Origin of the sequence: Streptosporangium sp. NBC_01469 (assembly GCF_036227305.1) — a bacterium.
GTDB lineage: Bacteria > Actinomycetota > Actinomycetes > Streptosporangiales > Streptosporangiaceae > Streptosporangium.
On the sequence record NZ_CP109465.1, the window covers coordinates 954,880 to 968,068 of the forward strand.

Annotated in this window: 14 protein-coding genes; 7 read left to right on the forward strand and 7 right to left on the reverse strand. The window is 70.7% G+C overall.

Annotated features, from left to right (window positions below; translation table 11 throughout):
* Positions 1 to 36 precede the first annotated feature (36 nt).
* Positions 37 to 507, reverse strand: a complete 471-nt coding sequence (locus tag OG587_RS04315) for a GAF domain-containing protein (protein ID WP_329087075.1) — start codon at positions 505 to 507, stop codon at positions 37 to 39.
* Positions 508 to 693: 186 nt separating this feature from the next.
* Between OG587_RS04315 and OG587_RS04320 the strand changes: the two genes are divergently transcribed.
* From OG587_RS04320 to OG587_RS04335, 4 genes are all read left to right on the forward strand, one after another.
* A complete protein-coding gene (locus OG587_RS04320; protein WP_329087076.1) occupies positions 694 to 1,077 on the forward strand; it encodes a hypothetical protein in 384 nt (127 codons plus the stop codon).
* A gap of 235 nt (positions 1,078 to 1,312) precedes the next feature.
* The gene (locus OG587_RS04325) at positions 1,313 to 2,005 is read left to right on the forward strand and encodes a phosphatase PAP2 family protein (protein WP_329087078.1); all 693 of its coding nucleotides are present in this window, start codon (positions 1,313 to 1,315) and stop codon (positions 2,003 to 2,005) included.
* Between the two features lie 40 nt (positions 2,006 to 2,045).
* A complete protein-coding gene (locus OG587_RS04330; RefSeq protein ID WP_329087080.1) occupies positions 2,046 to 2,711 on the forward strand; it encodes a phosphatase PAP2 family protein in 666 nt (221 codons plus the stop codon).
* 294 nt (positions 2,712 to 3,005) lie between these two features.
* The gene (locus OG587_RS04335; RefSeq protein WP_329087081.1) at positions 3,006 to 3,272 is read left to right on the forward strand and encodes a hypothetical protein; all 267 of its coding nucleotides are present in this window, start codon (positions 3,006 to 3,008) and stop codon (positions 3,270 to 3,272) included.
* Between the two features lie 418 nt (positions 3,273 to 3,690).
* On the opposite strand, the gene OG587_RS04340 is transcribed toward OG587_RS04335, so the two are convergent.
* The gene (locus OG587_RS04340) at positions 3,691 to 5,592 is read right to left on the reverse strand and encodes a glycoside hydrolase family 15 protein (protein WP_329087083.1); all 1,902 of its coding nucleotides are present in this window, start codon (positions 5,590 to 5,592) and stop codon (positions 3,691 to 3,693) included.
* Between the two features lie 540 nt (positions 5,593 to 6,132).
* Here OG587_RS04340 and OG587_RS04345 point away from each other — a divergent pair.
* Complete coding sequence (locus OG587_RS04345) at positions 6,133 to 6,900, forward strand: hypothetical protein (RefSeq protein WP_329087084.1); 768 nt, start codon at positions 6,133 to 6,135, stop codon at positions 6,898 to 6,900.
* Between the two features lie 100 nt (positions 6,901 to 7,000).
* Here OG587_RS04345 and OG587_RS04350 read toward each other — a convergent pair whose 3' ends face one another.
* Entirely contained in the window at positions 7,001 to 7,984 is a 984-nt protein-coding gene (locus OG587_RS04350) for an AraC family transcriptional regulator (protein ID WP_329087085.1), read from the reverse strand.
* An 80-nt stretch (positions 7,985 to 8,064) separates the two neighbouring features.
* On the opposite strand from OG587_RS04350, the gene OG587_RS04355 reads away from it, so the two are divergent.
* Positions 8,065 to 8,904: an NmrA family NAD(P)-binding protein gene (locus tag OG587_RS04355; protein WP_329087087.1), complete on the forward strand. Its 840-nt coding sequence runs from the start codon at positions 8,065 to 8,067 to the stop codon at positions 8,902 to 8,904.
* 101 nt (positions 8,905 to 9,005) lie between these two features.
* Complete coding sequence (locus OG587_RS04360; RefSeq protein WP_329087088.1) at positions 9,006 to 9,518, forward strand: anthrone oxygenase family protein; 513 nt, start codon at positions 9,006 to 9,008, stop codon at positions 9,516 to 9,518.
* A 152-nt stretch (positions 9,519 to 9,670) separates the two neighbouring features.
* Here OG587_RS04360 and OG587_RS04365 read toward each other — a convergent pair whose 3' ends face one another.
* The 4 genes from OG587_RS04365 to OG587_RS04380 form a co-directional block, all read right to left on the reverse strand.
* Positions 9,671 to 10,138, reverse strand: coding sequence for a nuclear transport factor 2 family protein (locus OG587_RS04365; protein ID WP_329087090.1), 468 nt, complete (start codon positions 10,136 to 10,138; stop codon positions 9,671 to 9,673).
* A gap of 258 nt (positions 10,139 to 10,396) precedes the next feature.
* Positions 10,397 to 11,254: an NAD(P)-dependent oxidoreductase gene (locus tag OG587_RS04370; protein ID WP_329087091.1), complete on the reverse strand. Its 858-nt coding sequence runs from the start codon at positions 11,252 to 11,254 to the stop codon at positions 10,397 to 10,399.
* 111 nt (positions 11,255 to 11,365) lie between these two features.
* Positions 11,366 to 12,397, reverse strand: coding sequence for an ABC transporter ATP-binding protein (locus OG587_RS04375; protein WP_329087093.1), 1,032 nt, complete (start codon positions 12,395 to 12,397; stop codon positions 11,366 to 11,368).
* Complete coding sequence (locus tag OG587_RS04380; protein WP_329093728.1) at positions 12,394 to 13,128, reverse strand: ABC transporter permease; 735 nt, start codon at positions 13,126 to 13,128, stop codon at positions 12,394 to 12,396. Before OG587_RS04380 ends, OG587_RS04375 begins: the two co-directional genes overlap by 4 nt.
* Between the last annotated feature and the right edge of the window lie 61 nt (positions 13,129 to 13,189).

Consider the following 13,189-nt stretch of genomic DNA (forward strand, 5'->3'; position numbering starts at 1 on the left):
GCCTTTCAGCGTCGACCTGGTTACTTGACGTGCACACTACGACTTCCCTGAATAAGGGGATCTATGGGCCATGGTCTGAAGGACCATCACCATGAGCTCGCCGAGGCGTTCTCCCGTCCGGACTTTCGCAGGCTGCCATTCATGGCTCGTCCGGTCGTAGAAATTCAGGGTGCCGATCAGCCTTTCCTCGGCCCGTAAGGGCACGGAGAGCACCGCCCGGACCTCCGAGACCCGCGCGGCCACGCCGGGGAAACCGAGGGGTCTGGCCGCCCGCAGGTCGTCGACCACGACGTCCTCACCGCGGGTCAGGGTCTCGATGGCCGGCCCGGCGCCGATCTGCTCCTGGATCAGCTCCAGTTGCCGGCCTCGGTCGTCGGACCCTCCGACCGCGCGCAACCGGTCGCGGTCGTCTATCAGCATGAGTGCCGCCCCGTCGGAGCCGAGAACGTCGGCGAGGGCGCTCAGGGTGCGGTCGACGAGCTGAGAGAATTCAAGGACCTGGGTCATGGGCGGGCTTCCTCCACGTCGAGGTAGCTCCGCGGACACAGGGCGGAATGATCTGCGGATCAGAGCCTAGTGCTGCCCGATGACTCCGGCCAAGCGGTTCCCCGCCTTGGCCGGACGGCGGAGGCCGCACATCACCGTCAATACATCGTTAAGCGTTCGGCAAACAAGGATCGGCAGGGTAGGCGTATGAACATCCTGTCACGTTCGGCCGTCGCCCGACGACGGCGCACCCTGGCGAACCTCGTGCTCCGTGACCTCGCCGACACCGGCGACGTCACCGTCCCCGCCTGGTGGGAAGAGGAGATCCAGCGGGAGTTCGGCGGGCTGGGCGGGTTTCTGGCCGAGCTGAGCCGCCAGTGGTGGACGGCCTACGCCGCGCACCTGGACGCGCTGATCGAGCTGGGCCTCGACGACCCCTCCCAGGCGTGGGACGACGTCACCGAGCAGATGCCGTGGCTGCGGGCCGTCCTCGACGCCTACACGGACGACGCGGCGCTCGCCGAGGCCGAACGGCGGCACTGCGACGTCCTGCGCTGGACGACCCGGCGCGAGCCCCGCCACGCGGCCTGAGGGACCGGCGCGGAGCCCGTCATCCGATCCGATGGGTCCCGAGGAGACCCCGTCACATGATTGGATTTCATGGGTTCGGGACCCCGCCGGCCCGATCCTCCACCTGTCGCGCGAAGAATATTCACGAGGGATCGGGTAGCCATGAATGATGGTCAGATTTGTCGAAGGTAAGCCCCCGCCTCACAGGAACTCCGACGATCACGCCGCTGACCTGCGGTTGGGTGTACGCCTGACGATGGCGCTGGCGGCAGTGGCGATCTTCACGGTGCCGTTCGCGGTCCTGCTCGTGCTCGTGAAGACCTCCTCCCCCTCTCTCACGGGTCTCGACGAGAGCATCGCCCTGAGCCTGCACGCCCACGCGCTGGAGCACCCCGGCTACACCGCCTTCCTCAACGTGGCGACCGAGGTGTTCGGCCCCTGGACGTGGCGCGTGCTGGTGGTGTTGACCGCCGTCTGGCTCTGGCGCCGGGGCGCGCCGCGCCTGGCGGTCTGGGCGGTCGCCACGATCACCTTCGGCGGCCTGCTGAACCTCGCCGTCAAGGGAATCGTGGACCGGGCCAGGCCCGACCTGCCGAATCCCGTGGCCTCGGCGCCCGGCGCCGCCTTCCCCTCCGGACACGCGATGGGAGCCGCGCTGGGCACGTGCATCCTCGTGCTCATCCTGCTGCCCTTCCTGCGGAGCACGACCTCGCGGATCGTCGCCTGGGTCGTCGCGGCGGTCATCATGGTGTTCGTCGCGTACAGCCGGATGGCACTCGGCGTCCACTGGACCAGTGACGTGATCGCGGGGGTCGCGCTGGGCGTGGTGGTCGTGGTGGGGGCGGCGGTGGGGTTCGAGGCCTGGCGCCGCGGAGAGGGCCGCAGGCCCGCCGAACCGCACATGGAAGGTGTCGAACCCGAGGTGTTCCGAGGGAGCCATTCGGGGTAGCTGGCGCGCCATGTCGAAAATGTCGGTGGATTTCAAGGGCGTGACGCGTCTCATCCTGGCACCACTGGCCATCATGGCCGTGCTGACGATCGGCGTCGGGCTCCTCATCACCAAGGTCCTGCAGACGACGACCCTCATCGCGAACGACGAGGGGGTCAACGCGCAGCTGGCCGAGGACCGTACCGCCTACTGGAGCTCGATCACCGACGTGATGTCGAGTCTGTCCGACACACCGGTGATCATCACAGCCACCGCGTTGCTGTTCATCGGCTTCCGGCTGGCCTTCAAGCGCTGGAACGAGTCGATCTTCCTCGCCTTGGCGGTCTTCTCCCAGTCGGCGATCTTCCTGCTGGCGACCGTCTTCGCCGAGCGCGAGCGGCCCACCGTCCAGCACCTCGACCCCGCTCCGCCCACCTCCAGCTTCCCCTCGGGACACACCAGCGCCGCGGTCGCCTTCTACTGCGGCGTCGCCCTGGTACTGACCGTCCACACCCACCGCTTCAAGATCCTGAACGTGCTGTGGTGGGTGGTCGGCCTGGGTATCCCCCTGGGCATCGCCTACTCGCGCATGTACCGCGGCATGCACCACCTGAGCGACGTGAGCTGGGGCTTCCTGCTCGGCCTGGTCTGCATCGCGGTGGCCGCCAACGCGCTGCTGTTCCGGCCGGTGCTGGAGGAGAAAAAGAAAAAAGTTCTGAGCACGTAGCGTCCCCCCGGCCGCATCGGGGATCCAGGGACCGCGAAGATCGCTGGAGCGGGGATCGGCGGGGGTGAGAGAGGGACATTCCCCACCCGCCGGGTCGCTTCACATGAGACCGTTGTGAAGCAGCACCACCAGGGTTCACATCTGTTACCCGGTGCTGCTCAAAGATCACTTTGTGCCACGAAGTAAGATGGAAACCTCGCTGGGAAGATTCATGTCCTCCCATCGGGACACGAGCAGCCAGCCGGCCGGACCGAGAGACGTTCGACGGCTACCCTCACGGAAGGAAGCCGGCCCATGGATCACCAGTCCGTCGTCTGCCATAAATGCACGGGTGTTCTCCTCGCCACCGACTCCCGCACCTACACGGCGCAGCGAGGACGCCTGATCCTGACCAACGGCTACTGCACCTGCCCTGCCGAGCAGGCCCCCGCCGAGCAGGCCGCCCACCGGCAGCCCCAGCCCCAGCCCGCGGAGCAGCCCGTCGCGCACCGGCAGCCCACCCACCCCCAGCAGCAGCAGAGCGCGCAGCCCGCGGGCCAGAACTCGATGGTGGTCGCCTAGCGATCCCCCGGGGGAGCGGTCGCGGCGTCGGGGGGCGCGCGCGACGGCTCGGTCCCTCGACACCCGCGCCGCTCCGGCGGCCTCGCGGGCCCGGCCACCCACACGGCCCGGAACGCATGCGGGGGACGGCCCCTCACGTGGTCAGGACGCGCTCCCGGGTTCCGGCGCACTCACCGGATCCAGCCCCCGGGACGACGTCACGAGGCGGCGTTCGGCCGCCGAACTCCCCGGCCGCCGCCGGGAGGCGGCTTTCAGCCGCTCAGGCCCCAGGCCAGCACCACGGACAGACCGCTCGTCGCGAGCAGGCCGACGAGCACCACTATGGCAATCACCCGACGGTTCATACCCGAGAGCCTAGCCAGGCATCCGGGTGGTTCCGCACGTCAGCGCGCGGGCGGGACACCGGGGAGGCCTGAGGTCATGACGGCCAGCTGGTCGGGGGGAACTGCCCGCTCTCGGCGCGGATGATGTGGATGACCGCGTTGATGAGCGCCAGGTGGGTGAACGCCTGGGGGAAGTTGCCGAGGTGGCGCCCGGTCACCGGGTCGATCTCCTCGGCGTAGAGACCGAGGGCGCTGGCGAAGGAGAGGACCCTCTCGCAGAGCCTGCGGGCGCGGGTGTGCTCCCCGATCTCCGTCAGTGCCGAGACGAGCCAGAACGAGCAGATCGCGAAGGTGCCCTCCTCCCCGCTCATGCCGTCGTCCGTGCTCTTCGTCTCGTAGCGCAGGACCAGGTCGTCGGCGGTCAGCTCGTCGGCGATGGCCAGCACGGTGGCGCGGACCCTGGGGTCGTCGGGCGGCAGGAAGCGCACCAGCGGGATGAGCAGGAGCGACGCGTCGAGGACGTCGGTGTCGTAGTGCTGCTTGAAGACCCCGCGCTCGCTGACCCCCCGGGCGCACACGTCGGCGTGTATCTCGTCGGCGACCGCCTGCCAGCGCGCGGCCAGTTCCGGCTCGTCCCTGAGCCGGGCGAGCCTGGCGCCCCTGTCGGTCGCCACCCAGCACATCACCTTCGAGGAGGTGAAGTGCCGGGGCTCGCCGCGTACCTCCCATATGCCGCGGTCGGGCTCCCGCCAGTGCCTGATGGCGGACTCGACCTGCCGCTTCAGGATGGGCCAGATCCGCTCGTCCAGGCGGTCCCGCGACCGGGTGTGGATGTAGAAGGAGTCGAGGACGGCGCCCCAGACGTCGTTCTGGCGGTGCCGGTAGGCGGCGTTGCCGACCCTGACGGGCTTGGCGCCCTCGTACCCGGAGAGATGGTCGAGGATGTACTCGTCCAGCTCGCACTCGCCGTCGATGCCGTACATGATCTGGAGTTCCTCGTCCCGCTCCGCCACGTCGGCGATGAACCAGAAGAAGTCGTCGGCCTCCCAGTCGAAGCCCAGCGTGTACAGGCCCCAGAGGGCGAAGGTCGAGTCCCTGACCCAGGCGTAGCGGTAGTCCCAGTTGCGGTCGCCGCCCGGGGTCTCGGGCAGGGAGGTGGTCGACGCCGCGATGAGGGCGCCCGTGGGGGCGAAGGTCAGGCCCTTGAGGGTGAGGGCGCTGCGCTCCAGATACCTCCGCCAGGGGTGGTCGGGGAAAGCGCCCCTGGCGAGCCAGTGCTGCCAGTGGTGGGCGGTCCACACGAGCCGCTCGTAGGCGTCCTGGAAGGTGTACGGCGGCTCGTGCGGGGTCCACGACAGCGCGCAGAAGCGCGTGTCGCCCTCCTTGAGGAGGGTGCGCGCCGTCGCGCGCCCTCCCTCGAACCCCAGCCGCATGTCGGTGGTGAGCCGCAGCTCCAGGCTCTCCCCCTCCGCCGTCGCGACGCCCTGGTGGTAGCCCCTGTCGGTGTACGCCCAGCGGGCGGGCCTGCGCCCGTAGTCGAAGATCGGCTCGCAGTCGAGCGTGACCTGCACCTCCCCGCTCACGCAGCGCACCGTGCGAAGCAGCACGTGGGAGGCGTCGTAGTCGGTCGGCGCCCTCCTGTGCGTGTGGGAGAGCTCCTCGTCGTGGTGCCAGGGCCCCATGAGTAGCAGGTCGCGCACGATGATCCAGCCGGTCGGGGTGCCCCAGCTCGTCTCCAGGATCATGGTGCCGGGCAGGTACCGGCGCGCGGCGGGCACCCTCAGGTCGGCGGGGCCGAGCCGGAAACCCCCCGCGCCCCGGTCGAGGATGGCGGCGAAGACACTGGGGGAGTCCATCCGGGGCAGGCAGAGCCACTCGACGTTCCCGCTCGGGGCGACCAGGGCGGTCACCTCGCAGTCGGAGAGGAACCCGTAGTCGGCGATGGGCGGGAAAGGGGAGGGACCGGGCAGCGCGCCCATCGGTGAATCCGCTGTCATCAGCTCTCCTTGGGTGTGGAGACCTCCGCCTTCGAACGGAGAAGAACGTTAGGCGCCCTTTCTACCCCGGCTGCCGGGTTCAGGCACGTCTTTTCCTCCGGCCGGGCGTGCCCGTGCCTTCTCCTCCCCGCGTGGCGGGACCCCGCCTCACCGCGATGCCGGCGCGCGTGGCGTCCGATGTTCCCCGTCGGTACGGGAACCTCGTCCCCGCCCCGGATATCCGCCGCTCAGGGAGCGATGGTTCGGTCCAGCGCTGATTCCCAATAAGATCCCACAAGTCACATTATTCCCAGCTGTATGTGAACTTTTCGGACACGCCGGTGTCGAATCTGCTATTAAGATGCCCGACCAAGGTTTACGTCAGAGAGGGTCATCGTGGGGCGCGACGACATCCAAGGATCATACGAAGAAGATCCTCGCGAGCAAACCGGTCCCCTCGGACCGGACCAGCAGGAACCCGAACGCCCCGCCGGCGACGTGCTGTCGGACGGATGGAGCGATATCGACCTTCCGGAGCCCGTAGCGGGCGACGGGTCCCAGGTGATCGTCCACGTCGACGGCTCCCGGGAGATCATCCGGGCCGACGGGTCCCGGGAAATCGTCTATCTCGACGAGCGTCGCGAGATAGGGGACACCGACATCACATCCGACGGACCCCTCTACAGCGACGAGGACGAGATGACGTCGTCGCGCGGTTTCCTGGGGTCGGGCTGGCGGGAGGACCCCGATCCCTACGAGGAGCGCCGCCGTAAGGGCAAGAGCAAGAGCAGGATCCTGCTCGCGGTCGTGGGCGGCGTCGTGATCGCGGGAGTCGCGGGCGGCTGGATGCTCTCCTCCTCCATGGACGGGCAGTCCGGCGCCACGTGCTCACCCGGCGTGCGGTGCTCGGTGGCCGACCTGCCGAAGATCCCCTCCGGGACGCCGACGCCCTCGACCGAGGAGGAGACGGCCGAACCGTCCGACGAGCCGACCACGGCCGACGAGCCGACGACCGCCCCCACCAGCAGGGTCCCCCGGGCCCAGGAGCCCTCCGCCCGGCCGTCGCCGACCCGCAGCGCCCCGCCGAAGGAGACCCGCCCGACTCGGCCCGCCGAGGAGGCCGAGCAGGAGGAGACCTCCCAGGAGAATCCGGATCCCCGGCCGCGGATCACCTCCTCCGAGCCCGCGCCCTCGCCGACGAGCCAGGCCCCCACCGAGAGTGCCGCACCGAGCCAGCAGCCGACGACGGCGCCTCCGCCGCCGGACAGCGGATCGAACGACAACTCGGGCGGCGGCGGGGGCGGTGGCCTGCTCGACTGGCTGTTCTGACCGTCGTGGCTCCGGCTGCTCGGTCCTTCACGCCCTCGACGGCCACGGCGTCTCCGGGCGCGTCGGCGACCGGGACCCGTACCGTCAAGCCCGCCGGGACCTACCGCGCGAGCGCGCCGACCGCGTGGTCATGCCGGAGACTCCTGGGACTCCGAACCCCGGCGCGGTGCTCCTGAGGGCTGACGCCGCGTTCGCGCTTGAAGGCGGCACTGAGCGCGAACGCGCTGCCGTAGCCGACCTGCGTGGCCACCGCACCGACCGTGGCGTCGGTCTCGCGCAGCAGGTCGGCGGCCATGGCCAGCCGCCAGTCGGTGAGGAACGCCATGGGCGGCTCACCCACCAGCTCGGTGAAGCGGCGGGCCAGGGCCGCGCGGGAGACACCGGTCCCGGCGGCCAGCGTGGCCACCGTCCAGGGGTGGGCCGGGTTGTTGTGCAGCATGCGCAGGGCCTTGCCCACCACGGGATCGCTGTAGGCGCGGTACCAGGCGGGGGCACCGGCCTCCGGGCGGGAGAACCAGGCCCGCAGGACGGCGATGAGCAGCAGGTCGAGCAGCCGGTCGAGAACGGCCTCCTGGCCCGGCTCGTCCTTGACGATCTCGTCGCTGAGCAGCGGGATGATGGGGCAGTCCCAGGCGTCCTCCGGGAGGACCAGCAGCGGGGGCAGCGCCTCCAGCAGACGGCGGCTGATCTCCCCGCGCATCTGGTAGGCGCCGGTGAGGAGCACCGTTGACCCGTCGGGGCTGTTGCCCCAGGTGCGGACACCCAGGTCCATCTCCTGGGCCAGGCTCCGCCCGTCGAGGGTGGTGCAGTGCTGGCCCGGATGGATCACCACATCGGGCGGCGCGGCCGGATCGCAGGCGACCGTGTAGGGATCGGGGCCGAGGATGATCGCGACGTCCCCGGGGCCCAGGCGCACCGGGTCGCCGTCGTCGAGGACCACCCACGCCTCGCCCCGCACCACGGCCGTCAGGGCGAGCGGCGCCCGGTCCTGGACCCGCAGGGACCAGGGCGGGTCCAGAACCGAGCGGAGCAGGAACGCTCCCCTGGCCCGCGGACCGTCCAGAAAGTCGGTAAGTGCGTCCACGCCATTACTGTAGACGCTGAAACATGGGATTGCGCTTCTCAACCATGGTTCGTCTCACACCTGACCGGTTCACTGTTCGTATGACGGAAAACACGCATCAGAAGAACATGACACTGGTCCTCGGTGGCACGGGCAAGACCGGCCGCCGCGTGGTGGAGCGGCTCACCGCACGCGGCCTGCCGGTGCGGGTCGGCTCCCGCTCCGGGGAGCCGCCGTTCGATTGGGAGGACCGATCGACGTGGGGGCCCGTGCTGCGGGACGTGGCGTCGGTGTACGTCGTCTACTACCCGGATCTGGCATTCCCCGGGGCGGTGGAGACGGTCCGCTCGTTCGTCTCGCGAGCGGTCGAGAGCGGCGTCCGGCGGCTGGTGCTCCTGTCCGGCCGGGGCGAGGAGGAGGCCCAGGTGAGCGAGCGGACGGTCCAGGAGTCCGGGGTCGAGTGGACGATCGTACGGACGTCCTGGTTCTCGCAGAACTTCAGCGAGGACTACCTGCTGGAGCCGGTCCTCTCCGGCGAGATCGCGCTCCCGGCCGGCGACGTGGCCGAGCCGTTCGTCGACGCCGACGACATCGCGGACGTCGCGGTCGCGGCGCTCACCGAGGACGGGCACGCGGGCGAGCTCTACGAGCTGACCGGTCCCCGGTTGCTGACCTTCGCCGACGCCGCCGCGGAGATCTCCAAGGCGACCGGCAGGGAGATCCACTACGTGCCGATCTCCTCCGAGGAGTACGTGGCCGGGGCGGTCGAGCACGGCGTACCGGCCGAGTACGCCGCGCAGCTTGCCGACCTGTTCACCACCGTCCTGGACGGCCGCAACGCCCACCTGACCGACGGCGTCCGGCGCGCCCTGGGCCGGGAACCCCGCGATTTCGGCGACTACGCGCGGGACGTCGCCGCCACCGGGATCTGGAAGGGCTAAAGGGCTAGCGGAACGTCGGCGAGCCCCTCTACGGTCACCAGGCGGTGAGCACGACCCTCTTGCCCGCCACCGAAGTTTCCACGACAGCCAAGGAGAATGTGATGTTGATGTTCCGAGGCCTCGCGCTGGTCGCGGCCGCCATCACCACGGGACTCATAGCGGGTCTCTTCTACGCCTACACCTGCTCCGTCATGCCCGGCCTGGCCCGGACGGACGACCGGACCCTCATCAGCACGATGCAGCAGATCAACGTGGCGATCCTCAACGGCTGGTTCGCCATCTGCTTCGGCGGCGCGCTGGTGCTGACCGTCCTCTCCGCGGCGCTCCACCTCCAGGAGGGCGGGCGGGCCGTGCTGCCCTGGATCGTGGCCGGGCTCGTCCTGTACGTGGTGATGCTCGCCATCACGATGGTGATCCACGTGCCGCTCAACACCGCGCTCGACGCGGCCGGGGACCCCGACCGCATCACCGACCTCGCGGCGGTGCGCGAGCAGTTCGAAGCGGCGTGGGTCCGCTGGAACCTCATCCGCACGCTGGCGAGCGTGGCCGCCTTCGGCTGCCTCGCCTGGGCCCTCGTCGTGTACGGGCGCACCAGTCTGCCGAACGGGTCGTGACCCCGGAGGTACCGACCGGGCGGGGGTGGCCCGGGGAAGGTGACCGGGGGTGGTGACCGGGAAGGTCCCGACCGAACAGGGGACGGTCGGGGCAGGTGGTGGCCGGGACCCGGCCACCACCTGAGCCGGTTCCCCCGGTCACCCCTCACCGGTCAGGCGCTCGGCGTGGTCTCCTTCCAGGCGTCGGCCCACCCTCCCTGCACCATGGTCTGGAAGACCCACCGGCCGCCCGCCTTCACCAGCAGGTCCGCGTAACGCATGCCGTACGCCTCACCGTTGGCCGTCACCGTCGCGTCGGTGATCACGACGACCATGTTCGCGGTCAGGAAGTGGGGCGTGCGGGTCGACTCCATCTCGAGGTCGCCCGGCTCTCCGCCTCCCATCACCTCGGCCATCGTGCGCATGAACCGCTCCCTCGTCCACCGGTCGGCCAGACCGTCGCCGTCGGGACCGTCGGTCACCACGTTGAGCGGGAACATCGCCATGTCCGCCATCCGCTCGACGTCGACCTTCGCGCTGTGGGCGTCGTACTCGGCGAACCACTCCTCGACGCTCTTCCGGTCCTCATCCGTCGGCGTGAAGGCACCGGTACCGAACGGGGACTCCTGGGCTTCTGACACTGTTCCGCTCCTTCGTCGACGCGTCCCATCACCGGCCCCTGACCCGTCACCGTGACGGCGCAAAGCAGCGTCCGGCGGCGAACCGGGAACCGTACAAGATACCGTACATCGTACGGAGAGCTTGTCAAACGATGCGGCCATCGCCGGCGACCGGCGAGCCCGTGCTGTGTTGTGCCGTGTTGTGCCGTGTTGTGCGGCCGGGGTCGACGAGGCGGGGTGGCCGTCGCCCGTCCCCGCCGCCGACCGGAGCGGTACGCCCTAGCGCGATTTCCCGCGCAGCAGCTCGACGATCGCACCGATGTCCGCGTCGCCCCAGCCTCGCTCGGCCGCCTCCTCGTAGCGCCGCTCGACCAGCCGGGCGATCGGCAGGTCGAGACCGGCCGACTCCGCCAGCTCGGAGGCGAGCCGCATGTCCTTGGCGGCGAGCCTCGTCGTGAACCACCCTCGATGGCCGCCGCCCAGGATGTCGTCGACCCGGTTGTGCAGGGCGGGCGCGACGGTGGGCCAGGTGAGGAAGAAGTCGTGCAGCAGCGTCTCGTCGAGACCCACCGCCAGACCGGTGGCGGCCACCTCGGAGAGCGCGGCGATTCCGGCCATGAGCAGGTAGTTGTTCAGCAGCTTGAAGGCGAGCGCCGCGCCGGGGTCCCGGCCGCAGTAGGAGTGGGAGGCGAACACCTCCGACCACACCGGCTTCAGCACGTCGGCGACGTCACGCTCGCCACCCAGCAGGACCGAGGCCTGCCCCTCGGCGACGGCCGGCGGCCAGCCGATGATGGGCGCGGCCACGAACCGGCCCCCGGGCGCCATGTCCCACAGCGCGCGGGTCGTGTCCGGGGCGACGGTGCTCATGTCGGCCACGACGGGCCCACCGGAGCCGATCCCGGCCAGCTGGGACATCACATCGCGAACCGCCCGGTCGTCGGCGAGCGACATCAGCACCCCCTCGGCCTCCCGCGCGGCCTCGGCGGGCGAGGCCGCCTCGACGGCGCCGAGGCCGACCACCTCCTCCGCCCGTCCCGGTGTGCGGTTCCACACCGTGACCTGGAACCCCCGCGCCAGCAGCCGCCGGGTCAGCGCCCGGCCCATCATGCCCATCCCGAGTACAGCGACGTGCATAGATCATCCCCCCTCATGCCATTGTGCCCCCGCGAGCCGTGGCGGCTCGGGCCGCCACGCGGGTGACGACGGCACCGCGAGGTGTCGTACGGGCGGGCGGCGTCCCGGGGTTCAGGCGGGGTAGGCGTGCGTCTCGGTGGCCTTGACGGCCGCCCAGATCCGTTGTCCCGGCGTCAGGTCGAGATCCGCGACGGCGGCGGGGGTGACGTCCGCCGAGGCGGTTATCGGCCCCTCCAGGTGGATGCGGACGTTGTCGCCGTGCCGCTCGATGCCCTCGATCGTGGCCTCCCAGAGATTGCGCGGGGTGCCGTCCGGGCGGGTCCGGTAGAGCGCGACCGCGCCGGGCCTGAAGGCGACGAACACGGGACCGTCCAGATGTTCGGCGACGCTGAAACCCACCTCGCCGACGGTGACCTGTCGTCCGGAGGCGAGGCCCCGGTAGAGGTTGAGGCCGACCAGACGGGCGACGTAGTCGGTGCGCGGGCGCCGGGCGACCTCGGCGGGGGTGCCGCGCTGCACGATGGCGCCGTTCTCGATGACGACCAACTGGTCGGCGAGCACCATGGCGTCCAGGGGATCGTGGGTGACCAGGACGGTCGCGCCGCCGAAGTCGGCCAGGTGACGGCGGAGCTGCGAGCGGATCTCCAGGCGGGTGTGGGCGTCGAGGGCGGCCAGCGGCTCGTCCAGCAGCAGCAGGCGGGGCCCCACGGCGAGGGCGCGGGCCAGGGCGACGCGCTGGGCCTGACCGCCCGACAGCTGCCGGGGTCTCGCCGCGACGTACCCGGCCAGGCCGACGCGCTCCAGCCAGGCGGCGGCACCGCGCCGCGCCTCGGCTTTGGAGGCACCGTGACAGCGAGGCCCGAAGGCGACGTTGTCCAGGGCGGACAGGTGCGGGAAGAGCAGGTAGTCCTGGAAGACCATGCCGATCGGGCGGCGTTCGGACGCCAGGGTGTGCAGCGCCTCGCCGTCCAGGAGGATCCGCCCGCCGGACAGGGCGGTGAGCCCGGCCAGCGCGCGCAGCGCGGTGGTCTTGCCCGCGCCGTTGGGGCCGAGCAGGGCGACGACCTGACCGGCGGCGACCTCCAGTTCGATGTCCAGGCGGAAGCCGGGCCGGGTGACGACAAGGTGGGCGTCCAGGGTCACGGGCCGCTCACCCACCGGTCGCGCAGGCTGGCCAGGATGACCACCGAGACGGCGAGCAGGACGAGACTGAGCACGATCGCCGCCTCGGGTTCGGTCTCCAGGGCGAGATACACCGCCAGCGGCATGGTCTGGGTCTGGCCGGGGAAGTTGCCGGCGAAGGTGATGGTGGCCCCGAACTCGCCCAGCGCGCGGGCCCAGCACAGCACGGCTCCCGCGACGATGCCGGGGGCGATCAGGGGCAGGGTGACGCGGCGGAAGATGGTCCAGCGCGAGGCGCCCAGCGTCGCGGCGGCCTCCTCGAAGCGCAGGTCGGCGGCGCGCAGCGCGCCCTCGACGCTGATGACCAGGAACGGCATGGCGACGAACGTCTCGGCGACGACGACTCCGGCCGTGGTGAACGGCAGGGTGACGCCGAAGGTGGAGTCCAGCCACTGGCCGACCAGGCCGCGCCGCCCCAGGACGAGCAGCAGGGCGACCCCGCCGACCACCGGAGGCAGCACGAGGGGGACGGTGACCAGCGCCCGCACCAGGCGGCGGCCGGGGAAGGCGACACGGGCCAGCAGCCACGCCAGCGGCACGCCGAGCAGCAGGCACACCAGCGTGGCCACCGTCGCGGTCACCAGCGACAGGCGCAGCGCCTCCAGCACCCGAGGCTCGCCCAGCCTCTCCACCAGGGTGGGCCAGGGGGCGCGCACCAGCAGTCCGGCCAGCGGCAGCGTCAGGAAGACCATGCCCGCCACGGCGGGCAGCACCAGCACCCAGGGCAGGCGCCCCGCCACCCCACCGGACGGA